Origin of the sequence: Aeromonas sp. FDAARGOS 1404, from assembly GCF_019047085.1 — a bacterium.
Lineage (GTDB): Bacteria > Pseudomonadota > Gammaproteobacteria > Enterobacterales > Aeromonadaceae > Aeromonas > Aeromonas veronii.
The window spans coordinates 3,226,128-3,247,542 of sequence record NZ_CP077237.1 but is presented as its reverse complement, the minus strand read 5'-3'; the positions used below and the strand labels follow the sequence as shown (position 1 = coordinate 3,247,542).

The window sequence follows — 21,415 nt, the reverse complement described above, 5'->3', positions numbered from 1 at the left end:
CGATTGAGCACAGGGGGTTAAAGTGTCTACCAATAAGCCTAGCGCACACACCGGATTTGCGAGCGCCTGCGACCGATTTAAAGCAGCGCACGACCTTGAGGCCATTGCCCACGCGATCGGCATGAGCGGCCATGTGCTGCGCAACAAGTTCAATCCGGCGCAAGAGCGGCACAAGCTGACCGCGACCGACCTGATCGACATCTACCGCGTCACCGGTGACGACACCCTGTTTGATGGCCTGCTGTTTGATTGCCAGCTCACCGCCGTTCGCCTGCCTTCCTCCGATGCGGTGATCCAGCCAGAGGCCCGCGCCCAGCAGGCGCTCAACGCTGGCGCCAACATCCTCGGCGTGACGGCTCAGGCTACCCAGGTGCTCAACACTGGCCGCGTCACCAAACACCATCGCAATGCCGTGATGACCGGATTGATGGCGGGCATCGAGCACATGGTGCTGCTCGCCACCGAAATCGAACAGAAATTCAATTCCGTCCCCACCCTCGCCTGTGCCGCCGATATCGCGCGCGCCAGCCTGGGAGCATAGGAGAACACCATGAGACTGAAATGCCCCCACTGCAACGCCCGCGCCAACATCCGTACCAGCCGGGATATGGGGCCACTGAGCGGCTCGGCCCGCTATCAGTGCAGCAATGTCGAGTGCGGCCACACCTTCAAGGTGTTGTTCGAGATCACCGAGACCCTTTCACCCAGCGCCATGCCTAACCCGTCCGTGGTGCTGCCCCAGTTTCAACGCAAGGCAAAGGAGACTGCCCAATGAGACTACGCGCCGAGCAGCCGGGGTTGATCCCGCTGCCGTTCCTGCTGATGACCCGCGCCACCGTCGTGAGCGATTGCGATGAGCCGGTGATGCGCAACACCACCCGCTTTGATGGCAGCTATCTGGAAGACCATCAAGGCCGTCGCGGCACCCTGCGCTTTGCGCCGCGCCACCCAGGCAAAACACCGCGCCCGCACTGGCTGACCCAGCTGCTGCAGGCATAACCGGAGGGCCACCCCATGAACACAGCAAAGGTCATTGCACTCGTTCAACAGCCAAGCGCCGCAGAAGTGGCACTGGCAGAAATGCGCGCCCGCTTCGGCCGCAATGGGGCGGCCAGCCGCTGGTCACGCCTGCCGACTCGGGCCCGCGCCGTCATCTGCTATGCCGCGGGGATCTCGCCTTCGGCAGCAGCGCAGGAGCTGGGCCAGTTCGAGTTTGACCAACAAGAAGCCATCCGGCTCGCACTGGGCGACCTGCTCGCCACCCTGCGGGAGTTTGATGGCTCGGTGCTGCACCGCCGCGAGTGGCACCGCGCCGCCCGCCACATTGATGGGCCGACCCGCAGCGAGCTGGAACAGGCAGAGCTTGAGAATAAGCGCCGGGCAGAGCTGAACGCTCAAGCCAGCGAATTGGAAAACCGCTTGGCGGTTGCAAGAAAAGTGGTCGGAAACGGCCAATAAAAAACCCCGCTATCGGTGTTGGCGCACCAGCGGGGCTTTCAATCAATCAGCGAGGTAACCCTCATGAACAATCTTACAGCAGAACAGGCGATCCGCAAAGTAGCGAACAGCCTCATTAATACCCATCGCCCCCAGCTGGGCGCCTGCCATAGCACCGCCGTCGAGGCGAGCCTTGAGGCACTGGCAGAACTGGCCGACGAGTTGAGCCTGCTCGACATCTACGCCGAGCTGACCAAGCGCCTCGACATCCTGCAGGGTGGCCAGCGGCCGCCGGTGCTGGATATGGCCGCAGCCAAGCCGCACCTGCTCGCAGACCATCACGAAAACAAAGAAGGGTCCGTCTACACCCAGGGGTTTAACCGTGGCTGGACTGAGGCGGCCGTTCACCCAATCAAACAGTTCCCAGGCATCGACCAAGGCATTTATGAGCAAGGCCGTGCAGACGGTCGCCGCGCCTTTGAAGAGGCATCAAAAACATGGTTCCTGCCGCCCTTCGCTCATGAGTTGCAAGGGGGTGCCAAGTGATCGCCATCACCACCAAGCACACCGCCCAATCACCGGCCGCTGCCGCCGCCTATCTGGTGCGCCACGGCTACATCAACGTGAAAAACAGCTGGCTGCGTGGCCAGCGTCACGCCGCCCGCATCGAGCTGCTGCCGTCTGGCCGCGCTCGGGTTCTGGAAGGAGTAGCAGCATGAGCAGCACAACCGGCAATGTCATCGAGCGCGAGCTCTACCCTACCCCGCCAAGCGCCGTTGCTGCTCTGCTGAACCGCATCAGCTTTCGCGCTGGCGATCACTTTATGGAGCCGTGCCGAGCAGAAGGGAACATCTTTGACCCTGTGCCGCTCCCTGCCGAACAGAAAGAGTGGGCCGAGATCCGCCATGGCCGTGACTACTTGGCGTGGGATTTTGGTCGCAAGTTCGACGTCATCATCACCAATCCGCCGTTTTCACTGACCGAGGAGTTTTTGAGAAAGAGCCTGTCTGAGCTCGCGCCTGATGGAACCCTGATTTATTTGCAGCGGGTGAACTTCTTGGGAAGCAAGAAGCGGGTGCCGTTCTGGGCAGAAGTAGGCTTTCCGAACAAAACCCCGATCCTGGTACCGCGCCCGCGCTTTGTGAATGGCGGGTCTGACTCCTGCGAATACAGCTGGTTTGTCTGGGATAACGGCGGTCGTGTGAACCTGCCGAACGGCCTGAGCCATTTGATTGCGGAGGATGCAGCATGAGCCATCAAATGATCGATATGGGCAAGTTGGAACAAGAAGGCAGCACCAGTGAAATGGCGTTAATCGCGTCCATGGATGCAAGTAAGGCCATCATCCAGGTAAGGCAAGGAGCTATTCACCAGCTTCAAAAACAACTGGTATCCCTGCGCCAGTCGCGAAAGCCGACCACCAATAGCTTTGCCATATCAGCCTTGTTGTTTGCCTGCCGCAATGAACGGCAATGGATTGATTTTGCGATCAATCAAATCGAACAAGACGAGAAACTCATTGAGGAAATATATCGGATTAGAGCTGGCAGCCCAGTCCGCACGCTGGAGGAGATCATCAAATGAGCCATCAACAGCTGATCGACGTGTGGGTAAACAAAATGCTGAACGCCAGCAACGAGCTGCGCGACCTGCAGCGTGACCTGCTCGACCTGCGCAAAGACGGCCCACACGGCCAGCGCACTCCGGCAAAAACCCATCTGACCCTATGCCGTCTGGCCCGCCGTTCGGTTAAGGCGGCATCCAGCAAAGTCCGCTCACTCCACACCGGAGGCGCCATCTAATGACTCAACAAAAAACAGCCGGGCATGCCCCGGCTTTGGGCGTCGTGCGCCCTGCATTCCGCATCAACCCCACAAGCAAGGTCACGCTGGAGCCCTGCACCAAGTGCAAACAGACCGCTGTTTGCCTGCCGGTGGCTGGCCGTCATGGTCGCCGCGCTTATCCCTACTGTGTCGAAACCTGCTGGCCGCTGGCCCGCGCTGCCAGTGAAACCGTGGTGAAGGTTGAACCAGCAAGCCGCCCGCTGATGCGGTGCAGCTGCTGCGGCGAGTTCGGCCATGTGCGGCCGGTGATCCTGTCTGGCGATCGCCTGACCAGTCTCGTTTTCTGCGAGCGCGCCTGCTGGTCTGACCGTCTGGCCACGCTGGAGCAAGTTCCCACCTGCGGCCAGTGCGGCCGCTATCTGCAACCGAACGAATACACAAACGGCAAGTGTGGGGTGTGCAAATGAATCACAACGTTATTTCAGTTTCTGGCGGCAAAGACTCCACCGCCACCCTTCTGCTGGCAATCGAGCGGAACGCCGAAAACCTGCAAGCAGTTTTTTGTGATACCGGCCATGAGCATCCAGAGGTTTATGGCTATCTGGACTACTTGGAGGTTCGGCTTGGTCTCGTAATTCGTCGTGTTAAGCCTGACTTTTCTGAACAGGTTATCCGCAAACGCGATGTGGTTTTGACCAAATGGCGAGATGAAGGCGTCAGTGAACAAATCATCGAGCGTGCCATCGTCGCACTTCAACCGACAGGCAACCCATTCTTGGATTTGTGCCTGTGGAAAGGGCGTTTCCCAAGCACCATGGCTCGGTTCTGCACCGAAGAACTGAAGCGCAACCCAATGCAACAGCAAGTGCTATTCCCTCTGCTGGAAGACCATAAAACAGAGGAGGTATGGAGCTGGCAAGGTGTGCGCGCGGATGAGTCAACATCGCGTTCAAAACTGCCTGAGAAAGATGAGGTGCGTGATGGCCTGATAAACTACCGCCCGATCCTGACCTGGACTGCGCAGGATGTTTTCGAGTTTCACCGCAAGCATGGTGTGAAATGGAACCCGCTCTATGAGCAGGGCTTGAGCCGTGTTGGCTGCATGCCTTGCATCATGTGCCGGAAAGACGAGCTGCGTGAAATTGCCAACCGCTGGCCAGAAGAGATCGAGCGCGTCGCAGAGTGGGAACGACTGGTGAGCATGGCCAGCAAGCGCGGCGCCTCCAGCTTCTATGGCCCGCGTGTCGCGGGTGGTGGTCAGTCTGTCGAGATGATGACACATGAAGAGGCTCAGGAGCTGCTGAACATAAATCGAGTGGTTGAGTGGTCGATGACTGGCAGGGGTGGAAAGACATTTGACATGTTCGCCCGCCTTGCTCCTGACGTTGGTTGCTCCAGCGCATACGGTCTTTGTGACAATCCAGTGTTTGAGCGTAGTGGCGCTATAGCGACACAGGGGCGTGTGGCATGAAAGAATCCCTCACCAACCTGTGCGGCATCCAGCTGCCGCCAAATTACTGCACCGGCTTTGATGCCATCCAGATGGGCAAGGCGGCCAACCAGCTGACCCGCGTCGAGTGGCACGTTGCCAAGCCATTGGCCAAGACCTACCTGCGCCGTTACCAAGCAAACCACAAGACGGCAAACATCTGGCTGCGCCGGATGGTGGATGCCTGCGCCGCTGCACAATCCCGTTTCCCGATCCCGGTGCATCACCTGCGCAACGACATCCGCCGCGAGCTGGTCGCTGCCGAGTGGGCCCGCCGCTGCCAGCAGATGCTGGCCTTGGGTGCGAACGAGCGAACAGCTGCAGAGCTGCTGGCCGATCTGGGCGCGCAGGCGCAAGCGTGGCACTTCTGCCCGCCCCTGCCGGCCGACCCGCGCCACAAGGCGGAAAGCCTGCTGGGCCGCAAACTGAATGAAGAAGAGAAGGCCGAGATGGCCCCTGCCGTGGAGAAGTTCGAAGGGGCTGCAGCCAGCCTGCTGGTGCGCCTGCTCGATGAGTCGTGGTGGCTGCGCAAGATAAACCGAGCCTGGGCAGTCTATTGCGAGCTGATCGCCATCCTCACCGGTCAGGTGCGCAAGGGGGTTAGCCCCTACGCCAGCGCCCACGCGGTGCGCGAGTTCACCCAGCGCAAGGCGGCCCAGCGGGCATGGATGGAGAGCATGAGCGCCGTCAATGAGGAGCTGGGGCAGGAGATCGATCTGGCCGACGCCATCATGGGGTCGGTAGCCAACCCGGAGATCCGCCGCCATGAGCTGATGGTGCGGATGCGCGGGTTTGAGGATTTGGCGCAGGAGCAGGGCAAGCTGGGGCTATTCCTGACCCTGACCGCACCATCCAGCTATCACGCATGGCGCCAGGGCAAGCAAGACAAGAGCAAGACCTACCAGAACGAGGGGTTCAACGGCAGCAACCCGACCAAGACCAATCGCCTGCTCTGCAAGCAGTGGGCCCGCTTTCGGGCTGCACTGGCCCGCGAAGGGATCATGGCCTTTGGCTTTCGCGTAGTGGAGCCGCACCACGACGGTACGCCGCACTGGCATTGCCTGCTGTTTATCAACCCGGAACACAAAGACGCCTTTTTGACCCTGCTGGCCTACCACTTCACCGATGCCGAGCGGGCAGAGCTCAAGATGCCGAACGGCGACCAGCTCGACGCACTGGCCAAGATGAAAATCCGCAACAAGATGCCGCGCATCAAGTGGCTGCTGGATGTGAATGACCAAGCCGTGGTTAAGGCCATCAATCCGCGCGTGAACTGGAAGGAGATCGACCCGACCAAGGGCAGCGCCACCGGTTATATCGCCAAGTACATCGCCAAGAACATCGACGGCCACAAGGTCGGGATGGACTACGAAGCCGAGGCGCCGGTTGACCACACCACCATCGCGGTCGCCGCCTGGGCGAGCTGCTGGCGCATTCGCCAGTTCCAGCAGATCGGCGGGCCGTCTGTATCGGTATGGCGCGAGCTGCGCCGCTTGGGCGACGAGGTGATCGAATGGGATTGCGTGCTGGAGGCGGCCCGCTATGCCGCTGATAACAAGATGTGGGGCCGTTTTGTCGAGGCCATGGGCGGCATCGAAACCCCGCGCAAAAACCATCTGATCAAGCTCTCCAAGCGTCTGGACGAAGCCGCCAACAAATACGGCGAGGATGTGCTGCGCCTGCTGGGGGTGATCTCCGACGTGGGCCAGACCACCGCCGTCACCCGCACCGAAGGCTGGCAGATAGTGCGCAAGGGTGCCGCTGTGTCGGGTTTGGGCGAGCAACGCGAGCATGCAGTTGGCGAGCGCAGCGAGTTGCAGTCAAGCGGCGGCAGCCGCGCCCCTCGGAGTTCTGTCAATAACTGTACGGAAGGATCTAAATCAGGGGTTAAAGGATCCGCTCTGGCTAAAGAGCTGATTCGAATGGGTCTGGATGTGAGTAACGAAGACCTGCTGTTGCGGGGCTGCATCATCAACGCCGACGGCCAATATGTGCGACTGGTCGGCGATCGGCTGATTGTGACCCGCAACTGGCCTGGGGCAGGCGATGCGGTGGCCGACCAGCTGACCGCAGAGGTCGAGGCCGAGCTGGCCCGCAACCGTGCCGCCAGCAGCAGCGAGCTGAAACAGCAGGCCCGCGAGCTGATGCTCAACGGCGGAAGCGTCACCGACTGGCTGGCCAGCCTGCCGCTGCAACAGGCCGATGAGGCGATCGCCACCCTCACCCGCTTGGTGGATGACGAAGAGGATCGCGGGCGCTATCAGCCCACCGAACAGGAGCAGGCCCGCGTCGCGAGCTTGCAAGCCGACAACCAGCGCCACGGCGCAGAGATTGCCAAGGCGCGGGCGCGCCTGGGCGTTGAGTAAGGAGAAGGGTATGCAACATCTCAAGTGGAATCAGACCAGCGATCAGGAGCAGGCAAGCGTGATGGCAAGCAACTGGTTGCTTAACTGCAACATTCTGGACACCGAGACCACCGGACTTGATGACCAAGCCGAGATAGTAGAAATCAGCATCATCGACCAGTTAGGAAAAGTGGTTTTTGATTCACTGGTTAAGCCACAAAAGCCGATCCCGGCAGAGGCCACCGCCATCCATGGCATCACCAATGACATGGTAGCTACCGCCCCGAGTTGGGCAGACATCCATGATGAAGTGTGCAGGATTGTCAGCAGCAAGCCGCTGGTCATCTACAACGCTGACTACGACACACGCCTGATGGCTCAGACTGCGGCGCTTTATGGGCTACAGCCAGTGAGTGCCACAGCAGGGGTTCACTGCGCAATGCTTGCCTATGCCGAGTTCTATGGCGACTGGAACGACTATAAGGGTTCATATCGTTGGCAGCGCCTGACTAATGCGGCCGCACAGCAAGGAGTTGTGACTGATGGACAGGCTCACCGCGCCTTGGCGGATGTAATGATGACGCTGGGCGTGCTGCAGGCGATGGCTCGGCAACGGGTTGGGGGTGAGGCATGAAGCACGACAACGATCACCTGAAATTCCCGTCGGGCAATACTGTTGAATTTTGCCGCAAGAAAGCCAAAAAGCTGGTGAAGGAAGAGAAAGCGAAGGGTAAGGAGTTGAAGCTATCAAGAGCTCTGGACATGGTAGCCATTGCCAACGGGATACAGGGCGGATGGGCCGAGGCCATGCACTTGCTTGAAATGGGGGCCGCATGCACCACGAACTGAAAATCATGCCGCGCTACTTCCAGCCGGTACTGGACGGCGCCAAGCCGTTCGAGATCCGCGACAACTCAGACCGCAACTTTAAAGAGGGTGACACTGTCACCCTCAAGGAATGGAACGGCACCCGCTATACAGGCAGGGCTACAAAATTGCAAATAACCTACGTCACAGACTACGCCCAGCGGCCGGGGTTTGTAGTGTTCGGGATGAAGGCTATTGAAGATAGAGCGGGTCGCCCTTCAAAAGAGGAGATTGAGATGCTGGCCGCTGCACTGACTGCTCAGGCTAAGGAGCTCAGAGACTGCGGGCCGGATGAATGGAAGTCTGTCAGCGATATGGTTGAAGGAGCGCTCAATAACATCCGGTTCGACATGAAGGAGGGCGCATGTTCCACGAAATGAAAGACTGGGTTCGTCGCCACTTCGAGGCATGGCTGGTACTGCTGGCCGCCAAGATACTGATCGGCCGGAACGTCCAGCGCTGCAAGGTAGTATCGCGCAAGGACAATAACGACATGTGGTATATGGCCGAGAAGCTGGAGCTGATCGCCAAGCGGATGCGGAACAAGTATGAGGAGCGCCGCTGATGAAAGCGCCAAAGGATGCCAAGGCCCGCAAAGAGGCCCAGCGCAAGCGCGATAAGGTGCTCGGCATCAAGCGGGTGGAGGTTCGGCTCTCCATCCGCGAGCGTGAGCAGCTGGATGCCCTGCGCGCGGCCAGGGCTGGCGCTGATGAACCCTACTCTGCCGACGAGTACATCAGCACCCTGATCCGCCGCGACTGGGAGAAGTGGCAAGAGCAGGAGGCAGAGCTGCAAAAGCAGACCTGCCAGCACTGCAACTGCGCGCTGCCAAAGGGATGCGGAGGCGCCTTCAATGGCCAGAGCGAATGCTGGCACACCCAGGGCGACAAGACGCTGGCGCTGTAAGGAGGAAACATGCAACAGGAACAACAACACGAGCCCGCCGTTGGCGGGCGCTATCGGGTGATCCGCCCTGCCGAGTCGTTCGAGGATATTGACGGGAGCCATGTTACCTTCGCCCGGGTTGAGTTTGTGGCCGAGGTGCTGGAGAAGCCAGACAAGGTGCTGGCCTTTGATGGCTTCAAGAAGGTCATCGAGCCATTGCCGGAGCACCTGAAAGCGCCGGAATGGTTGTGGGTCCGCAAGCTGCGCACCGGCCGCCGCCAGTGGTTGAACCGCAACACCTGCCAACTGGTGCCCATGCTGTAATTGCAAAATGTGTCCGGTCACGAAAGCGTGACCGGACACATTTCATTAATTACCATGTCAGCACAACCAAGGGGGATACGATGAGTTTTAACCTGTGCAACCTGCCACCGGCAGAGAAGGCGCTGATAGAGGTAGACAAGGCCGCAGCCTATGCGGTGTGGAAGGAACGCAACGGCCATCTGGCCACCGCCGAACTGGACAGCAGCGCATTCAAAGGCCATGAGCTGGAGGTGTTCACCAAGGCGCTGGCAAAGTACCGAGCCAGATAGTGATCACCATCGAGCAAACCAGTAATAGCCCCTCATACAGGGGCTTTTTTGTGCAGATGAAGGCCAAAATATATAAAAAGGATATACAAAGGATATATTTCTTATATCAGCAGGGCACCCAGCCAAAAAATATTAAATTGGTATTTCCAATGGTGGCTAGTTTCTAAATTGTGCCTTTATAAAAGGCGGGAAAGTATGCAGTGAACATCCTAATAACTTGCCGAGATAAGATTGCGTGAACATTCTAACAACTTGGCGCAATGCGGGATAGATAGGGGGTGAGGTACTTCCAATGATGGGTGGCTTTTATTTTCTTTCGTCGTCAAAATTTATAGCAACGAAAGTTAAGGTGAAAAAATAAAATAATGAACACGCTTGCAAATAAATAAGACTGCACTTTATGATGCGCCAACCAAAACAGCGTAAACAAAAATCCAGCAATGCCGGAGGGAGTTATTTTGTCTGAAAATAAATATAACTCAGCGATAAACCTTGAGTGCGCCAGACCAGACCGCAAGCAGCCATTCGATCTCGGCGTCGCTCATCGTCAGGAATACCGCGCGCTGATCGTGAGCAGCTTGGCTTGCCACCGCCCATCCAGCAGCAGGGATCATCTGTTGCACGCTGATGCCCAGGTGCATGCAGAGCAGAACGGCATCTTCCAGGTCGATGAAGCCGGGCGTGTCGTCATCAAGCCAACGCCCGATCGTGCTCGGGTGAACACTGATAAGCCGTGCAGCATCGGCATAAGAGAGACCGGCGCTCTCGAGCGTCGATCTCAGTTGTGCTTTGGCATCGAGCAGGTACTGCCGAGCCACCGCGGGGAGAGTTCTATTCCGTTTCATAGGGCGGCTCCTGTATCGAGGGGGTCGCCCGTGCTCTAGTTGTTATTGTTTACAACACTGTCAATTGCAGGATCTGACAGGTAAAAACTCACATTTATGCAAATCGGGGCCGAATCATGCAGAGATATGCAATTCGACACCTTGTAAAATCAACTGGTCAAGCCAGTGGCAGCGATAAGCCATAACCGAACAATCAAAACTACGGGAGTTAAGAATGCCGTTTCCAGACGTTGATACTGTTTTCGATGACATCGAGTTCACTGCCAAGCTCATCACTGAGACGAGCACACCAGAAGAACAGGGACGAGTAGAAAGCATCATCCGATCCCTTGTCATCGTGGGCCGCCTGTCAGTATCGAATCCGCCAACTCGACAGCTTGCACACATAGTTGCTAACTGATTCTGTGCATAACTCGACCAACAAGGGGGCCTCGGCCCCCTGTTCAATTATACGAGCAGGATAGTGAAAGGATCTGACGGATTTTGAAGGATCGCAAAAAGGATCTGAAAAGCTGCGCGCGGCCAGTGCTGGCGCGGGGAGCAGATAACCGGAACCAGTCTTTCACCTGCATGGAAATCGACACATAAAGCGGGCAGGCGGGGCGGGGTTCCGATTGCGCGCCAGCGGTGCTGGCGGGGGTCGGCAGGCTGCGCCAGCCGCTCAGGGTGAGCGCGTGAGGATCTGCGAGGGTAAGAGGACGCCCAGCGCCGCCGCATCAACAGCGGGCCGTACAGGCGCTCTGGTGGCGTGGTCGCCGGGCAAAAGAAAACCCCGCCATCTGGCAGGGTTGCTTGCTATGGGGCGGGGGTCAGATCAGTCGGTCGCTATGGTCTGCCGTATCGGTACCGACCGCCAGCTTGTAGGGGTTGAACCGGATCACCTCCTCCCCTGCCCAGTCGTTGATCTGCAGTAGACTCGCCTTCATGCTGTCGATCTCGTTCACATCGAACACCTGGGCGGCCTTGGTAACATCGCCAAAGCCGCCAGTATTGTTCGGCATCACCCCCATCAGCTGGGGCGGTACCCTATGGGTCGCCAGCTGGTCGTCTCTCGAGACGTTCTTGATGGAGAGAAAATCATCCTTGGCCGCCACCTCGGCCACCGGGATCAACTTCACCCCATCTTTGTTGCCTCCTGGGGTGTAGAGCAACAGGTTGCGGAAGTTGCCGGGGCCCTTGCTCTGGCGCAGCGCCTCTTTCAACTTCTTGATGTCGTCCTCGTTCTGCACCGCGTCGGTGATGTGCATGATGAATCCGGCATGGCTGCCGTTCTCATAATACTTGCGGCGGAACAGCGTGGCCGACTCGTTCAGCAGCGTCGAGTTCAGGCCGCCCACATAATCGGGGATGCCATAAATCTCCTGGTTGATATCGCTCTCCATCACATGGCCCACCGACCCGATCGGCATCTGCTGCTCCTTACCGGGCTGCGCAATCCACCAATAGGCATCGAGATCCAGCCCGCGCCTAACATACTTGGCCCGCAGATGGTCATAGCGCAGCACCCCGCCCAGCCGGTTCTGCACCGCGTGGGGGTAGCAATTGCCGAAGATCAGATAGTCATTCACCAGCCCGGTGAACGCCGTCAGGCTCAGTTTGGGATGGGGCACAAAGCAAGAGCGCAAGATGTTGCGCTTCACCTGAATGGCCGAGGCATGATGCACCCCGGCACGATAAACCCGCGCCAGCCCCTGCAAACTCAGCGGCGGCTCATACCAGCGGCCGTTGTGCATCGCCTCCAGGTAATCGAACACCTCCCGCTGACTCAGCACCGGCACCGGCTCGCCAAAGGAAAACGCCTCGATCGCATCAGCGGCGGGCGCTTGGGTCGCCGTCACCGGCGGGGTCTTGCGCGGATTACGGCGCTTTGTCATGAAAAAATCTCCATCATGCTGGTATTGGTACCGTTGGCGCCTGCCAGCGGCTCATGTAACAGGGCATGCATGGTTGCCCATGCGATATCGGCGTGGCTGGTCTCCTCGGAACGGCTCGCCTCAAACGTCGGCATCTTGCCGCCGGCGGTCACCCCGCGGCGAATGCTCATAAATGCCTGCGCAAGGTCAGTCATCCCGCTGTCAAACTCCAGTCGCGCTTTGTTCATCACATCCTGCGCCTTCATCACCATCCGCATCTTCACGCTCGGGTTGTACTGAATGGCAGTCACAGCCGGATAAAACTGCTTAACCAGCTGATAAACCCCCTCCCCGATCCCCGTCGTGTCGATGCCGATATAGGCCACGTTGTAGCGGGAGCAGATAGCGCGAATGGATTTTGCCTGGGCGTCGAAGTCCATCCCCTGCCAGCGGTGACGCTCCAGCACCCTGAACTTGCCACCGGGCACAGCAGGCGGAGCCAGCACAGCGCAACCGGCACTATCACCGCCAACCCCCTTAGCCGGGTCATAGCCGATCCACACCGGCCGGTTACCCATTGGTCGTGTCGCGTGGGGCTTGTAGTCCTCCCACACCTCCCAACTGTCAACCATGCACCGTTGCAGCATGGCGAGCGGGAACACGCTGTCCGTGTCATCAGCAAACTGACACATCAACAGCTGGTTATAGTCATCAGGGGAATAACGGCGCCGCAGCCGGTCAAGGTCGAACAGGTCACAGCCGCCGCGTACCGCGTCCTCAACCGTGACGATCTGCCGCCACTGGCCATCACCGCACAGCCGCCCACCATGTAAAGCCGCATGGTCAACGTCGAACTTGATGTGCTCGTTCTTCGGTCGCCCCTTGTTGAACATCGAGCCAGACCAGAACGGGTAAGCGTCATGCGACAGGCTTGAAGGCGTCGAGAAATAGGTCAGCCGCCAAAACTTTTGCATCGCCATGCCGCTGGAGACCTTGTAGAGCTCCTGAAACTTGGGGATCCAAAAATACTCATCGATATAGAGATTGCCGTGATAACTCTGGGCGGTGCGGGAGTTGGTACCGAGGAAGTAGAGAATGGCACCATTGCCCAGGGTGATGGGGTCGCCCTTGAGCTCAACCCCGACCTCCTGCGCGAAAGCCAAAATGTACTGCTTGAACTGATGGGCCTGCGCCTTACTGGCTGACAAGAAAATCTGATTGCGGCCAGTGGTAAGCGCATCAATCAGTGCCTCCCGCGCAAAGTAGAACGTGGCCCCGATCTGGCGACTCTTGAGCAGGTTGCGCTCGGTGTGCTGCAAGCCTGCCTGATACCACACCTTCTGATAGCCAAACATATTGCTGTGGAACAACTCGCCCAGCTTCTCTAATTGGGTCTCATCAAAATTGTTACGAACCGGCGCCTTCTTCGGCCCCTTGTTGCGGTTCGCCACCTTCGGGTTGAGATCGGCCTCATTGCCGCCGTTACTATACCTGTTGACCCGGGCGACCCGCTCCAGCTGGCGGCCCAACAAGTCAATCTCCTTGAAATCGCCGCCGGTTTTCATCTCCTTGGCGATCAGCTGGCACAACCGCGCCTCAAGGGCGAAATCGACCCGATCAATCGGTTTGATGTCATCCCAGCCGTCGCGCTTCTTCCAGGTCGAAACTGTCCCCTCCGGCGTCTGCAGCAATTCAGCAATGGCGCGGAGCGGGTAGCCCTGAAAGAACAGGTGCATGGCCTGCCGTCTGGGTTCGATATGGGGGAAAAGTAAGGGTGCTGTAGTCATGGCGACAGCCTACCGCCCGTCAATGCCGAAAGGATGGCCGCGCGGGTGTGTAGGCGCGCCACACACCCGCAACCGATTGAAGGATCTGGGGCACAAGCCAGACCATGAGCCCGACCAGAAACCCAATTACCAAAGGGATCCCAGCTCATGGCAAAGAAAGCGAAATTCAAGCGGGTGGCGGTGGCGGGCCAGACCACCGACGGCCGCACCATCGCACCGGAATGGCTCACCCAGGCAGCCAAAAACTACAACCACGAGAAGTACGGCGCTCGCGTCAACCTCGAACACTTCCGCAGCATCTACCCCGATAGCGCATTCCGCGCCTATGGCGACGTGCGATCCGTCTATGCCGAAGAGGTCGAAATCGACGGCGAAAAGAAAATGGCCCTGTTTGCCGAAATCGACCCGACCGACGACCTGATCAAGCTGACCAAGGCCCGTCAGAAGGTCTACACCTCTATCGAGCTGGACCTCGACTTTGCCGGAACTGGCGAAGCCTATCTGGTCGGCCTCGCCGTCACCGACAGTCCGGCCAGCCTTGGCACCGAATACCTGCAATTCTGCGCAGGCGCTGGCGCCAACAGCCCGCTGGCTGCCCGCAAGCAGAAACAAGCAAACCTCTTTTCCAGCGCCATCGAAGCCGAAATCGAGTTCACCGAAGAGGGCGACAAAGGCCAGTCCCTGCTCGAAAAGGTCAAAGGCATGTTCACCCGCCGCGATCAGGCCAGCGGCGAGCAATTCGCTGAAGTGCATCAAGCCGTAGAAGCCGTAGCCACCGAAGTGACCAACCTCGAAGAAAAAACCAAAGGGAAGTTCAACGAGCTGGCCAACACCGTCAACGAGCTGAAAAGCTCCGTCGCCAAAAACAGCGAGCTGGAAAAAGCCTTTAACGAGCTGAAAGCCTCGCTGGAACGCCAGGAAGATTTCAGCCACAAGCGCGATCCCGCCACCGGTGGCGATGGCTCTACCACCCTATCCACCGACTGCTAAGGACCATACCCAATGCGTAACGAAACCCGCGTGAAGTTCAAACAGTTCACCCAGAAAATCTGTGAGCTGAACAACGTTGAAAACGCCGGTGAGAAATTCACCGTCGCCCCGTCTGTCGAGCAGACACTGGAAACCCGCATCCAGGAATCCAGCGCATTCCTGAGCATGATCAACATGCCAGGCGTGCCGGAGCAGGAAGGCGAGAAACTGGGCCTTGGCATCAACACCACCATCGCCGGTACCACCGACACCACCAAAGAAGATCGCCAAGCGGTAGACCCGTCTGACCTGACCGGTAACCGCTACCGCTGCGAACAGACCAACTTCGATACCGCTCTGCGTTACACCAAGATCGATGCGTGGGCCAAGTTCAAAGACTTCCAGACCCGCCTGCGCGACGCCATCCTGCAACGTCAGGCCCTCGACCGCATCATGATCGGTTTTAACGGCATCCAGCGCGCAGCCAAATCCAACCGGGTCACCAATCCGCTGCTGCAAGATGTCAACAAGGGCTGGCTGCAAAAAATCCGTGAAGACAAGCCAGAGAACGTGCTGGACGAAGTCAAAGCGGGCTCCAATGTCATCAAGGTCGGTGCTGGTGTAACGCTGGCTGACGGTTATAACAACCTCGATGCACTGGTGATGGACCTCACCGAGCTGCTGGGCCCGACCTACCGCGACGACACCGAACTGGTGGCCATCGTCGGTCGCAAACTGCTGCACGACAAATACTTCCCCATGGTCAACAAAGACCAGGTGCCGAGCGAGAAGATGGCCGCAGATGTCATCATCAGCCAGAAACGCATGGGCGGCTTGCCTGCCGTGCGCGTGCCCAGCTTCCCGGACAACGCCATTCTGGTAACCCGTCTGGATAACCTGTCCATCTACTGGCAGGAAGGCTCCCGCCGCCGCACCATTCTCGACAACGCCAAGCGCGACCAGATCGAGAACTACGAGTCAGTGAACGAGGCTTACGTGGTCGAAGACTACGAAGGCGCCGCGCTGGCCGAACACATCCAGCTGGTTGAACCGGCTCCGGTCGCATAAGGGGGAGACATGACAAGCCCCGCCCTGCGCAACCGCGCTCGCAAACTGGCCGCCCTGCAAGGGGCGGCCAATCCTCAGTTCGATCAGGTCGCCGCCAATGCCTACGAACTCCAGCTGATGCAGCTGGCAGAGCACCGCCGCACCCTCAAGGGCATCCAGAGCATCGAGCGCAAAATTGACGCCAAGCGCACCATGCTGGCCACCTACAAACCGTGGATTGACGGCCTGCTGGCTGCCGATCGCGGCGGTCAGGATGACGTGCTGGTGACCATTATGCTCTGGCACCTCGACACCGGCGATCTGGAAGGGGCCTTCGACATGGCCGACTACGTGATCCGTCACAAGCTGAACACCCCGGACCAGTACGACCGCAGCGCCCCCACCCTAATTGCCGAAGAGGTGGCCGACACCGCCATCAAACTGCAAGAGGCGGGCACCGGCCCGAGCTATGGCCTGCTCTCTGCCTACCTCGAACTGCTGAAAGAGTCGGACATGTTCGACCAAGTCCACGCCAAGCTGCACAAGGCCGTGGGTCGTGCCGCACTGGCCGAAGGGTTCAAAGAGCCGGCAGCCGAGCACTACCGCCGCGCCCTCGAACTGCACGACAAGGTGGGCATTAAAAAAGAGCTGGAAGTGCTCGAGCGCGAAATCAAGAAGGACAAAGAAGCCGAACAGGCAGCCAAGGCAGAGGCAGAACAGGCAGCAGCAGAACAAGCCGCCAAAGACGCCGAGCAGCAGGCAGCCGAAAACGGCACCACCGAACAGCAAGGCCCCGCCGACGGCGAGACCAGCTAACCGAGCGTACCCCGCACCCTGGGCGGCTCGGGCCTGACGAATGCCAACGGCATACCAGACGGCCCGACCACCGCCCAACAAACAGGGCAGGGGCAAGGAGCCGCCATGACATCAGGATTTCTCCCCACCAATCCGACCAACAAAGACGAAGGCGAAGGCGAAGTATCCAGCGCCCCGTTCTGGCCGGTCATCAAACTCAAAGACCTGCGCGACATCATGCGCACCGACGGCACCATCACCACCGAACGGCTGCGCCATGCCGTGATTGACGCCGTCGCCGCCGTCAACAGCGATCTGAGCGGCTGGGCCATCAACCGCCAGGGCGACGGATACGAACAGCTGGCCGACGTGCCATCCCAGACCGTCAACGCCGAATCCGTGCTGGTTCACTGGTATCGCCGCGCCGTCTACAGCATGGCCCGCGCCAACCTCTACGAGCGTTACCTCGACAGCTCGGCCACCGCCGAAGCCGTCAAAGACACCGACGCCCGCGACCAGACCGCAAACGACCTCTACCGCGACGCCCGTTTCGCCATCCGCGACATCCTTGGCGAAACCCACACCACGGTTGAGCTGATCTGATGCAACTGCGCGCCCAACAGGGGGAAACCCTCGACCTCATCATCAACCGGCACTACGGCTACACCGCGGGCATCACAGAACAGGTGCTGACCCTCAATCCGGGGCTGGCAGACAAGGGGCCCATCCTGCCGATGGGCACCCTCATCACCCTGCCGGATACCCCGACCCAAGCCGAAGCGCCCCTGATCCAGCTATGGGACTAACCATGAGCCGCCTCGACGACGAACTTGAACGACTGGCAGAGATCAGCGAGCAACAGCTCGCGGCAAAAATCCACGCCGCCCGCATCAGCGGCACCGGCCCCCACTACTGCATTGACTGCGACGACCCGATCCCGCAGGAGCGCAGAGAGGCGATCCGGGGCTGCGAGCGCTGCACCGACTGCCAGACCATCCACGAATTTCAACACGACCGCCAATTCGGCGGCAGACGATAACAACAGCACCAGGAGAGCACGATGCCCGAACCTATCTCATCCAGTGCAGCAACCAGCGCCCTCACCGGTCTGGCTCTGCTGTCACTCTTCCCCGGCGTAGATCCCGGCGTGCTCCTTGGCGCATTCGCCGGGGCGCTGATCTTCATCGTAACCACCGCCGAACTCGGCAACCTGCGCAAGGCGGGTCTGTTCATCGCCGCCTTTGTCGCCGGTGCGCTGGCGGCCCCGCTGGTTGCCGCCATGCTGGCCAGCGTCCTGCCGCAAAGCGTCGAAGTGCCCAAGGCCGTCGGCGCCCTGCTTGCCTCGGCGCTGGCCGTCCACCTGTTGCAGTGGGTCTTGCGCAAAGCGCCTGACGACCTGCTGAAACTTCGCAAAGGGGGCTGACATGCTGACCATCCTCTATGCCCTGATCTGCGCCGCCATCGCCATCCGGCTGGTGACCTTCAACCGCAACGGGGGCGACTATCGCCCCCTCCCTGCCCTGCTGGCGTGGGTCATCACCGTGGCGGCGGGCTCCGTGCCGCTGCGCGCCCTGCTCGGAGTAATGCCTGCACCGGATCCGGCCGCCGTGCTGCTGGCCGCCGTGGTGCTCACCGCCCTGCTCGGCTCTCGCGGCTCGGTCATGCGCCTGCTACCGCGCCGCCACCCGCGCCCCAGCCATGCCGCTGACATCTACCGGAGGTATCAACCATGACCCTCAAAAAAGGCGCCATTGGCGCACTGGTGGCTGAACTGCAACAACTGCTCACACGGGCAGGCTACAAGGTGGCCGCCGATGGCTGGTTCGGTGACGCCACCGAGCAAGCCGTGCTCGCCTTCCAGCGCGATCACCTCATCGTCGCCATCGGGCAGGCAGGGCCGCGCACCATGGCCGCCCTGCGTGGTGCCGCCATTGGCAACCAGCTCACCATCACCGATCTGCAGCAAGCCGCCGATCGCCTCGGTGTCGAACTGGCCAAGCTCGCCGCCTTCGCCCAGGTCGAGGCCGCTGGCGAAGGGTTCGACGACTGCCAGCGCCCGCGCCTGCTGTTCGAGCGCCATGTGTTCTTCAAGCAGATCGCCAAGCAGCAAGGCGAAGCCGAGGCCAACCGCCTCGCGGGCCTCTATCCGGCCCTCTGCAACACCAAGCGCGGCGGCTATCAGGGCGGCCCGGCTGAATGGGCCCGCCTGCAAACCGCCATGACCCTGCACCGCGCCGCCGCCATCGAGTCGGCAAGCTGGGGCATGTTCCAGGTGATGGGCTACCACTGGCAGGCGCTGGGCTATGCCTCGGCAGACGACTGGCTGGCCGCCATGCAGCAAAGCGAGCGCGAGCACCTGCGCGCCGTGGTCGGCTTTATCGAGCTGGACCCGCAGTTGCACAAGGTGCTCAAGGCGGGAAAGTGGAGCGAGGTGGCCCGCCGCTACAACGGCCCCGCCTACAAAGAAAACCGCTACGACACCAAGCTGGCCGAGGCATACGACCACTTTGCCAAGGTCTATCCGGTGCAGGAGGTGGCAGATGCACATTGAAATCACAGGCCGGATGACGGGCAAAACAACCCGCCTGATAGCAGCCGCGAACTCGAAGCGGCAGGAAGGCAAAAAGGTGGTCATCGTGCTGTCGTCGCCGCTGGATAAAGATCACCTGTGGGTGTTTCTGGACATTGCCAGCAAGCTCAAAGGGGCATACGTCACCAGCTGCGACCTGCTCAACATCAACCGCCGAAACGAGCTTCCCAAAGCCGAGCGAGAAATTCTGGAAGCCATCATCAAAGACAGCGACGCCTGTTGGTTCTTTGACGAGTTTGACTGGTATGAAAACCAGCTTGATATACCCATCATGCCGAACGGCTACTACACGACCACCCCTCGCCCGGGTTTCGACCTGATGAACGCCTCGGGCGACAGAGTGATCAACCAGCTGCTCGCCAAGGCAGAAACCTTTGTTGATACGGTGGTGGTAATGCCGTGCAACAGCGTCCTGCGCGCTGAGGGTATGGATTTCTGGGGGGTAGGCCATGCCACGGCCTAAGTGCGGTCACTTGGTGGGGAAAACCTGCACCAAGCTGGATGCGAAGTGTCTGGAACTGCGTTGGATTGGTGGCTGTCTGACCTGCCCGTTCAGGGGCGGTATTCAGAAAATGCCGCCGCCTCCACCGCCTATACCGAGAAGGGGACTGTAATGGAATTACTGCGCTCACCAATCGCCTGGCTGCTGCTGGCCTTGGCAGTCACCCTGGGCGGCTGGGGCTTGTCGGCCCGCTCTGCCGCCAAGGCTGAGGGGCAAGTCTCCACCCTGCAAAGCGATCTCAAGGCCGCCGACGACAAGGCCAAAGAGGCCGCTCGGCGGGAAAGCACCAAAGACAGCACCATCAACACCCTCACCATCGAGCTGGCAGCGCAGGCCACCGCCGCCCAGCAGTTGCAGGGCCAGCTCGACCAGCTGGCCACCACCGCCGCCACCCGTGAACAAACCATCGCGAGGCTCAAACGTGAAAATGATGAACTTAAGTCTTGGGCTGATCGCCCTCTGCCTGCTGCTGCTGTCGGCCTGCTCCAGCGCCCCGCCCTCACCGGCGCCGCAGATTATCAGGCTCACCTGTCCCGCTCCGGCCCCCTGCCAACTGCCGCCAGCGGATCCCCTCAATAACGGCGATCTGCTCGACCTGCTGACCACCACCGAGGCCGCTTGGGCAACCTGCGCGGCCAAGGTCGATGACGTGATCCAGTGCAACCGGAGGCACCATGCTCAAACCAGCCGCAATCCGTGACGTGCTTGCCCGCTGCTCGCCGCAACTGGCGCAAAACCCAGAGCGCCTGATCCTCACCGTGGGCGATGGCCGCATCGTTGCCACCGGCGCCAAATCACTCTCGTTCGAGTGGCAATACCCACTATCCATCGGCGTCATCGACTTTGCGGGCCACCCAGATCAGCTGGTCGTGCCGCTGCTGGCATGGCTGCGCCAACACCAGCCGGAGCTGTTCACCAACTCCGACAAGCGGGAGAACGCCATCAAGGTCGAGTCTGAACTGCTGGCCGGTGATCTCTACGACCTGCTGATCACCATCCCCCTCACCGAGCGGGTCATCGTCACCAAGACAGAAGAGGGGATCGGCTGGCAGCACGTACCAGAACCGCCAGAAGACCCCTATGACGGCATCACCTGGGAACTCTTTATCAGCGGGGAGCACCAACCATGGCCGCCGACGCCCTCCAGCAACTAGGCGACCAAGCCGCCGCCCAGCTCCAGCAACTCAGCGCCACCGAGCGCCGCAAGCTGGCTGCCGAACTGGCCCGCACCATGAGGGCCACTCAGGCAGAACGGATCCGCGTCAACAAACAGCCGGATGGCACCGCCATGACCCCGCGCAAGCCACAGCCAAGGCTGCGCGATCGCCGGGGTGGCACCCGCCGCAAGATGTTCGCCAAACTGGTCAAGCCTGCATGGTTCAAGGCTACCGCCACAACCAACGAGGCCGCCGTTGAGTTCAAAGGCAGCGCCAACCGGCTCGCCACCGTCCATCACTTCGGCCTGCGCGACAAAATCAACGGCAAAGCGGTGCAATACCCAGAGCGTCAACTGATCGGCATCACCGACGCCGACATTGACCGCGTTGAAGACGCCCTGCTTAAACACCTCACCACATAGCGCGGGTGTGTAGCGCCGCCACACACCCGCCGCTGCTGGTCAGCGCAA

36 protein-coding genes are annotated in these 21,415 nt (G+C 59.9%); 33 read left to right on the top strand and 3 right to left on the bottom strand.

Going from position 1 to position 21,415, the window contains the following annotated elements; translation table 11 throughout:
• The first annotated feature begins 22 nt into the window (after positions 1 to 22).
• The 19 genes from I6L34_RS15250 (at position 23) to I6L34_RS15160 (ending at position 9,400) form a co-directional block, all read left to right on the top strand.
• Complete coding sequence (locus I6L34_RS15250) at positions 23 to 541, top strand: phage regulatory CII family protein (protein ID WP_216954938.1); 519 nt, start codon at positions 23 to 25, stop codon at positions 539 to 541.
• A 9-nt stretch (positions 542 to 550) separates the two neighbouring features.
• On the top strand, positions 551 to 775 hold the full coding sequence (locus tag I6L34_RS15245) for an ogr/Delta-like zinc finger family protein (RefSeq protein WP_139461216.1): 225 nt from the start codon (positions 551 to 553) through the stop codon (positions 773 to 775).
• Entirely contained in the window at positions 772 to 999 is a 228-nt protein-coding gene (locus I6L34_RS15240; RefSeq protein WP_216954937.1) for a hypothetical protein, read from the top strand. The genes I6L34_RS15245 and I6L34_RS15240 overlap by 4 nt, the downstream gene beginning before the upstream one ends.
• Before the next feature lie 15 nt (positions 1,000 to 1,014).
• On the top strand, positions 1,015 to 1,458 hold the full coding sequence (locus I6L34_RS15235; protein ID WP_216954936.1) for a hypothetical protein: 444 nt from the start codon (positions 1,015 to 1,017) through the stop codon (positions 1,456 to 1,458).
• A gap of 63 nt (positions 1,459 to 1,521) precedes the next feature.
• Positions 1,522 to 1,983, top strand: coding sequence for a hypothetical protein (locus I6L34_RS15230; protein ID WP_216954935.1), 462 nt, complete (start codon positions 1,522 to 1,524; stop codon positions 1,981 to 1,983).
• Positions 1,980 to 2,156: a hypothetical protein gene (locus tag I6L34_RS15225; RefSeq protein ID WP_181364321.1), complete on the top strand. Its 177-nt coding sequence runs from the start codon at positions 1,980 to 1,982 to the stop codon at positions 2,154 to 2,156. Before I6L34_RS15230 ends, I6L34_RS15225 begins: the two co-directional genes overlap by 4 nt.
• Positions 2,153 to 2,689, top strand: coding sequence for a DNA methyltransferase (locus I6L34_RS15220; protein ID WP_216954934.1), 537 nt, complete (start codon positions 2,153 to 2,155; stop codon positions 2,687 to 2,689). The genes I6L34_RS15225 and I6L34_RS15220 overlap by 4 nt, the downstream gene beginning before the upstream one ends.
• Entirely contained in the window at positions 2,686 to 3,021 is a 336-nt protein-coding gene (locus tag I6L34_RS15215; protein ID WP_209297911.1) for a hypothetical protein, read from the top strand. Before I6L34_RS15220 ends, I6L34_RS15215 begins: the two co-directional genes overlap by 4 nt.
• Complete coding sequence (locus tag I6L34_RS15210; protein ID WP_042031720.1) at positions 3,018 to 3,239, top strand: hypothetical protein; 222 nt, start codon at positions 3,018 to 3,020, stop codon at positions 3,237 to 3,239. Before I6L34_RS15215 ends, I6L34_RS15210 begins: the two co-directional genes overlap by 4 nt.
• Positions 3,239 to 3,688 carry a hypothetical protein gene (locus I6L34_RS15205; RefSeq protein WP_254202876.1) on the top strand — a complete coding sequence of 150 codons (450 nt, stop codon included), beginning with the start codon at positions 3,239 to 3,241 and terminating at the stop codon, positions 3,686 to 3,688. The genes I6L34_RS15210 and I6L34_RS15205 overlap by 1 nt, the downstream gene beginning before the upstream one ends.
• Positions 3,685 to 4,692, top strand: a complete 1,008-nt coding sequence (locus tag I6L34_RS15200) for a phosphoadenosine phosphosulfate reductase family protein (protein WP_216954933.1) — start codon at positions 3,685 to 3,687, stop codon at positions 4,690 to 4,692. Before I6L34_RS15205 ends, I6L34_RS15200 begins: the two co-directional genes overlap by 4 nt.
• A complete protein-coding gene (locus I6L34_RS15195) occupies positions 4,689 to 7,076 on the top strand; it encodes a replication endonuclease (protein ID WP_216954932.1) in 2,388 nt (795 codons plus the stop codon). The genes I6L34_RS15200 and I6L34_RS15195 overlap by 4 nt, the downstream gene beginning before the upstream one ends.
• Before the next feature lie 10 nt (positions 7,077 to 7,086).
• A complete protein-coding gene (locus I6L34_RS15190; RefSeq protein ID WP_216954931.1) occupies positions 7,087 to 7,689 on the top strand; it encodes a 3'-5' exonuclease in 603 nt (200 codons plus the stop codon).
• Positions 7,686 to 7,904, top strand: a complete 219-nt coding sequence (locus I6L34_RS15185) for a hypothetical protein (RefSeq protein WP_139731343.1) — start codon at positions 7,686 to 7,688, stop codon at positions 7,902 to 7,904. Before I6L34_RS15190 ends, I6L34_RS15185 begins: the two co-directional genes overlap by 4 nt.
• Positions 7,889 to 8,302 (top strand): DUF3850 domain-containing protein, encoded by a 414-nt coding sequence (locus I6L34_RS15180; RefSeq protein WP_216954930.1) that lies wholly within the window; start codon positions 7,889 to 7,891, stop codon positions 8,300 to 8,302. The genes I6L34_RS15185 and I6L34_RS15180 overlap by 16 nt, the downstream gene beginning before the upstream one ends.
• On the top strand, positions 8,287 to 8,487 hold the full coding sequence (locus I6L34_RS15175; RefSeq protein ID WP_216954929.1) for a hypothetical protein: 201 nt from the start codon (positions 8,287 to 8,289) through the stop codon (positions 8,485 to 8,487). Before I6L34_RS15180 ends, I6L34_RS15175 begins: the two co-directional genes overlap by 16 nt.
• Positions 8,487 to 8,828 (top strand): hypothetical protein, encoded by a 342-nt coding sequence (locus tag I6L34_RS15170; protein ID WP_216954928.1) that lies wholly within the window; start codon positions 8,487 to 8,489, stop codon positions 8,826 to 8,828. Before I6L34_RS15175 ends, I6L34_RS15170 begins: the two co-directional genes overlap by 1 nt.
• Positions 8,829 to 8,837: 9 nt before the next feature.
• Complete coding sequence (locus I6L34_RS15165; RefSeq protein WP_216954927.1) at positions 8,838 to 9,131, top strand: hypothetical protein; 294 nt, start codon at positions 8,838 to 8,840, stop codon at positions 9,129 to 9,131.
• Between the two features lie 80 nt (positions 9,132 to 9,211).
• Positions 9,212 to 9,400: a DUF3283 family protein gene (locus I6L34_RS15160; protein ID WP_167565871.1), complete on the top strand. Its 189-nt coding sequence runs from the start codon at positions 9,212 to 9,214 to the stop codon at positions 9,398 to 9,400.
• 479 nt (positions 9,401 to 9,879) lie between these two features.
• Here I6L34_RS15160 and I6L34_RS15155 read toward each other — a convergent pair whose 3' ends face one another.
• The 3 genes from I6L34_RS15155 to I6L34_RS15145 all read right to left on the bottom strand — a co-directional run bounded on the left by I6L34_RS15155 (position 9,880) and on the right by I6L34_RS15145 (position 13,885).
• Positions 9,880 to 10,245: a helix-turn-helix transcriptional regulator gene (locus I6L34_RS15155; protein ID WP_164536542.1), complete on the bottom strand. Its 366-nt coding sequence runs from the start codon at positions 10,243 to 10,245 to the stop codon at positions 9,880 to 9,882.
• 809 nt (positions 10,246 to 11,054) lie between these two features.
• The gene (locus tag I6L34_RS15150; protein ID WP_216954926.1) at positions 11,055 to 12,119 is read right to left on the bottom strand and encodes a phage portal protein; all 1,065 of its coding nucleotides are present in this window, start codon (positions 12,117 to 12,119) and stop codon (positions 11,055 to 11,057) included.
• Positions 12,116 to 13,885, bottom strand: coding sequence for a terminase ATPase subunit family protein (locus I6L34_RS15145; protein ID WP_216954925.1), 1,770 nt, complete (start codon positions 13,883 to 13,885; stop codon positions 12,116 to 12,118). Before I6L34_RS15145 ends, I6L34_RS15150 begins: the two co-directional genes overlap by 4 nt.
• Positions 13,886 to 14,032: 147 nt before the next feature.
• On the opposite strand from I6L34_RS15145, the gene I6L34_RS15140 reads away from it, so the two are divergent.
• The 14 genes from I6L34_RS15140 to I6L34_RS15080 all read left to right on the top strand — a co-directional run bounded on the left by I6L34_RS15140 (position 14,033) and on the right by I6L34_RS15080 (position 21,367).
• Positions 14,033 to 14,875: a GPO family capsid scaffolding protein gene (locus I6L34_RS15140; protein WP_216954924.1), complete on the top strand. Its 843-nt coding sequence runs from the start codon at positions 14,033 to 14,035 to the stop codon at positions 14,873 to 14,875.
• A gap of 12 nt (positions 14,876 to 14,887) precedes the next feature.
• Positions 14,888 to 15,922 (top strand): phage major capsid protein, P2 family, encoded by a 1,035-nt coding sequence (locus tag I6L34_RS15135; RefSeq protein ID WP_216954923.1) that lies wholly within the window; start codon positions 14,888 to 14,890, stop codon positions 15,920 to 15,922.
• A 9-nt stretch (positions 15,923 to 15,931) separates the two neighbouring features.
• Entirely contained in the window at positions 15,932 to 16,717 is a 786-nt protein-coding gene (gene gpM, locus I6L34_RS15130) for a phage terminase small subunit (protein WP_216954922.1), read from the top strand.
• A gap of 105 nt (positions 16,718 to 16,822) precedes the next feature.
• A complete protein-coding gene (locus tag I6L34_RS15125; RefSeq protein ID WP_216954921.1) occupies positions 16,823 to 17,299 on the top strand; it encodes a head completion/stabilization protein in 477 nt (158 codons plus the stop codon).
• Positions 17,299 to 17,502 (top strand): tail protein X, encoded by a 204-nt coding sequence (locus I6L34_RS15120; RefSeq protein ID WP_159144500.1) that lies wholly within the window; start codon positions 17,299 to 17,301, stop codon positions 17,500 to 17,502. Before I6L34_RS15125 ends, I6L34_RS15120 begins: the two co-directional genes overlap by 1 nt.
• Positions 17,503 to 17,504: 2 nt before the next feature.
• Positions 17,505 to 17,735, top strand: a complete 231-nt coding sequence (locus I6L34_RS15115; protein WP_159144636.1) for a TraR/DksA C4-type zinc finger protein — start codon at positions 17,505 to 17,507, stop codon at positions 17,733 to 17,735.
• Between the two features lie 21 nt (positions 17,736 to 17,756).
• Entirely contained in the window at positions 17,757 to 18,119 is a 363-nt protein-coding gene (locus I6L34_RS15110; protein WP_215803096.1) for a putative holin, read from the top strand.
• 1 nt (position 18,120) lies between these two features.
• Positions 18,121 to 18,429 (top strand): phage holin family protein, encoded by a 309-nt coding sequence (locus I6L34_RS15105; protein ID WP_216954920.1) that lies wholly within the window; start codon positions 18,121 to 18,123, stop codon positions 18,427 to 18,429.
• Positions 18,426 to 19,247: an N-acetylmuramidase family protein gene (locus I6L34_RS15100; protein ID WP_216954919.1), complete on the top strand. Its 822-nt coding sequence runs from the start codon at positions 18,426 to 18,428 to the stop codon at positions 19,245 to 19,247. Before I6L34_RS15105 ends, I6L34_RS15100 begins: the two co-directional genes overlap by 4 nt.
• Positions 19,237 to 19,749, top strand: a complete 513-nt coding sequence (locus I6L34_RS15095; RefSeq protein WP_216954918.1) for a hypothetical protein — start codon at positions 19,237 to 19,239, stop codon at positions 19,747 to 19,749. Before I6L34_RS15100 ends, I6L34_RS15095 begins: the two co-directional genes overlap by 11 nt.
• A 150-nt stretch (positions 19,750 to 19,899) precedes the next feature.
• A complete protein-coding gene (gene lysB, locus I6L34_RS21875; protein ID WP_254202974.1) occupies positions 19,900 to 20,367 on the top strand; it encodes an Rz-like lysis system protein LysB in 468 nt (155 codons plus the stop codon).
• A complete protein-coding gene (gene lysC, locus I6L34_RS15090; RefSeq protein ID WP_254202972.1) occupies positions 20,252 to 20,488 on the top strand; it encodes an Rz1-like lysis system protein LysC in 237 nt (78 codons plus the stop codon). Before lysB ends, lysC begins: the two co-directional genes overlap by 116 nt.
• Positions 20,463 to 20,942: a phage tail protein gene (locus tag I6L34_RS15085; RefSeq protein WP_216954916.1), complete on the top strand. Its 480-nt coding sequence runs from the start codon at positions 20,463 to 20,465 to the stop codon at positions 20,940 to 20,942. Before lysC ends, I6L34_RS15085 begins: the two co-directional genes overlap by 26 nt.
• Positions 20,915 to 21,367, top strand: a complete 453-nt coding sequence (locus tag I6L34_RS15080; RefSeq protein WP_216954915.1) for a phage virion morphogenesis protein — start codon at positions 20,915 to 20,917, stop codon at positions 21,365 to 21,367. Before I6L34_RS15085 ends, I6L34_RS15080 begins: the two co-directional genes overlap by 28 nt.
• The last annotated feature ends 48 nt before the right edge of the window (positions 21,368 to 21,415 follow it).

Excerpts from the sequence above, each read along its gene's own strand:
- I6L34_RS15230 (WP_216954935.1), top strand. The coding sequence starts at position 1,522 with ATGAACAATCTTACAGCAGAACAGGCGATCCGCAAAGTAGCGAACAGC.
- I6L34_RS15155 (WP_164536542.1), bottom strand. The coding sequence starts at position 10,245 with ATGAAACGGAATAGAACTCTCCCCGCGGTGGCTCGGCAGTACCTGCTC.
- I6L34_RS15140 (WP_216954924.1), top strand. The coding sequence starts at position 14,033 with ATGGCAAAGAAAGCGAAATTCAAGCGGGTGGCGGTGGCGGGCCAGACC.
- I6L34_RS15195 (WP_216954932.1), top strand. The coding sequence starts at position 4,689 with ATGAAAGAATCCCTCACCAACCTGTGCGGCATCCAGCTGCCGCCAAAT.
- I6L34_RS15175 (WP_216954929.1), top strand. The coding sequence starts at position 8,287 with ATGTTCCACGAAATGAAAGACTGGGTTCGTCGCCACTTCGAGGCATGG.
- I6L34_RS15125 (WP_216954921.1), top strand. The coding sequence starts at position 16,823 with ATGACATCAGGATTTCTCCCCACCAATCCGACCAACAAAGACGAAGGC.
- I6L34_RS15165 (WP_216954927.1), top strand. The coding sequence starts at position 8,838 with ATGCAACAGGAACAACAACACGAGCCCGCCGTTGGCGGGCGCTATCGG.
- I6L34_RS15210 (WP_042031720.1), top strand. The coding sequence starts at position 3,018 with ATGAGCCATCAACAGCTGATCGACGTGTGGGTAAACAAAATGCTGAAC.
- I6L34_RS15085 (WP_216954916.1), top strand. The coding sequence starts at position 20,463 with ATGCTCAAACCAGCCGCAATCCGTGACGTGCTTGCCCGCTGCTCGCCG.
- I6L34_RS15150 (WP_216954926.1), bottom strand. The coding sequence starts at position 12,119 with ATGACAAAGCGCCGTAATCCGCGCAAGACCCCGCCGGTGACGGCGACC.
- I6L34_RS15205 (WP_254202876.1), top strand. The coding sequence starts at position 3,239 with ATGACTCAACAAAAAACAGCCGGGCATGCCCCGGCTTTGGGCGTCGTG.
- lysB (WP_254202974.1), top strand. The coding sequence starts at position 19,900 with ATGGAATTACTGCGCTCACCAATCGCCTGGCTGCTGCTGGCCTTGGCA.
- I6L34_RS15110 (WP_215803096.1), top strand. The coding sequence starts at position 17,757 with ATGCCCGAACCTATCTCATCCAGTGCAGCAACCAGCGCCCTCACCGGT.
- I6L34_RS15220 (WP_216954934.1), top strand. The coding sequence starts at position 2,153 with ATGAGCAGCACAACCGGCAATGTCATCGAGCGCGAGCTCTACCCTACC.
- I6L34_RS15080 (WP_216954915.1), top strand. The coding sequence starts at position 20,915 with ATGGCCGCCGACGCCCTCCAGCAACTAGGCGACCAAGCCGCCGCCCAG.
- I6L34_RS15105 (WP_216954920.1), top strand. The coding sequence starts at position 18,121 with ATGCTGACCATCCTCTATGCCCTGATCTGCGCCGCCATCGCCATCCGG.
- I6L34_RS15170 (WP_216954928.1), top strand. The coding sequence starts at position 8,487 with ATGAAAGCGCCAAAGGATGCCAAGGCCCGCAAAGAGGCCCAGCGCAAG.
- I6L34_RS15095 (WP_216954918.1), top strand. The coding sequence starts at position 19,237 with ATGCACATTGAAATCACAGGCCGGATGACGGGCAAAACAACCCGCCTG.
- I6L34_RS15215 (WP_209297911.1), top strand. The coding sequence starts at position 2,686 with ATGAGCCATCAAATGATCGATATGGGCAAGTTGGAACAAGAAGGCAGC.
- I6L34_RS15115 (WP_159144636.1), top strand. The coding sequence starts at position 17,505 with ATGAGCCGCCTCGACGACGAACTTGAACGACTGGCAGAGATCAGCGAG.
- I6L34_RS15200 (WP_216954933.1), top strand. The coding sequence starts at position 3,685 with ATGAATCACAACGTTATTTCAGTTTCTGGCGGCAAAGACTCCACCGCC.
- I6L34_RS15145 (WP_216954925.1), bottom strand. The coding sequence starts at position 13,885 with ATGACTACAGCACCCTTACTTTTCCCCCATATCGAACCCAGACGGCAG.
- gpM (WP_216954922.1), top strand. The coding sequence starts at position 15,932 with ATGACAAGCCCCGCCCTGCGCAACCGCGCTCGCAAACTGGCCGCCCTG.
- I6L34_RS15190 (WP_216954931.1), top strand. The coding sequence starts at position 7,087 with ATGCAACATCTCAAGTGGAATCAGACCAGCGATCAGGAGCAGGCAAGC.
- I6L34_RS15240 (WP_216954937.1), top strand. The coding sequence starts at position 772 with ATGAGACTACGCGCCGAGCAGCCGGGGTTGATCCCGCTGCCGTTCCTG.
- I6L34_RS15160 (WP_167565871.1), top strand. The coding sequence starts at position 9,212 with ATGAGTTTTAACCTGTGCAACCTGCCACCGGCAGAGAAGGCGCTGATA.
- I6L34_RS15185 (WP_139731343.1), top strand. The coding sequence starts at position 7,686 with ATGAAGCACGACAACGATCACCTGAAATTCCCGTCGGGCAATACTGTT.
- I6L34_RS15135 (WP_216954923.1), top strand. The coding sequence starts at position 14,888 with ATGCGTAACGAAACCCGCGTGAAGTTCAAACAGTTCACCCAGAAAATC.
- I6L34_RS15235 (WP_216954936.1), top strand. The coding sequence starts at position 1,015 with ATGAACACAGCAAAGGTCATTGCACTCGTTCAACAGCCAAGCGCCGCA.
- I6L34_RS15100 (WP_216954919.1), top strand. The coding sequence starts at position 18,426 with ATGACCCTCAAAAAAGGCGCCATTGGCGCACTGGTGGCTGAACTGCAA.
- I6L34_RS15180 (WP_216954930.1), top strand. The coding sequence starts at position 7,889 with ATGCACCACGAACTGAAAATCATGCCGCGCTACTTCCAGCCGGTACTG.
- I6L34_RS15120 (WP_159144500.1), top strand. The coding sequence starts at position 17,299 with ATGCAACTGCGCGCCCAACAGGGGGAAACCCTCGACCTCATCATCAAC.
- I6L34_RS15245 (WP_139461216.1), top strand. The coding sequence starts at position 551 with ATGAGACTGAAATGCCCCCACTGCAACGCCCGCGCCAACATCCGTACC.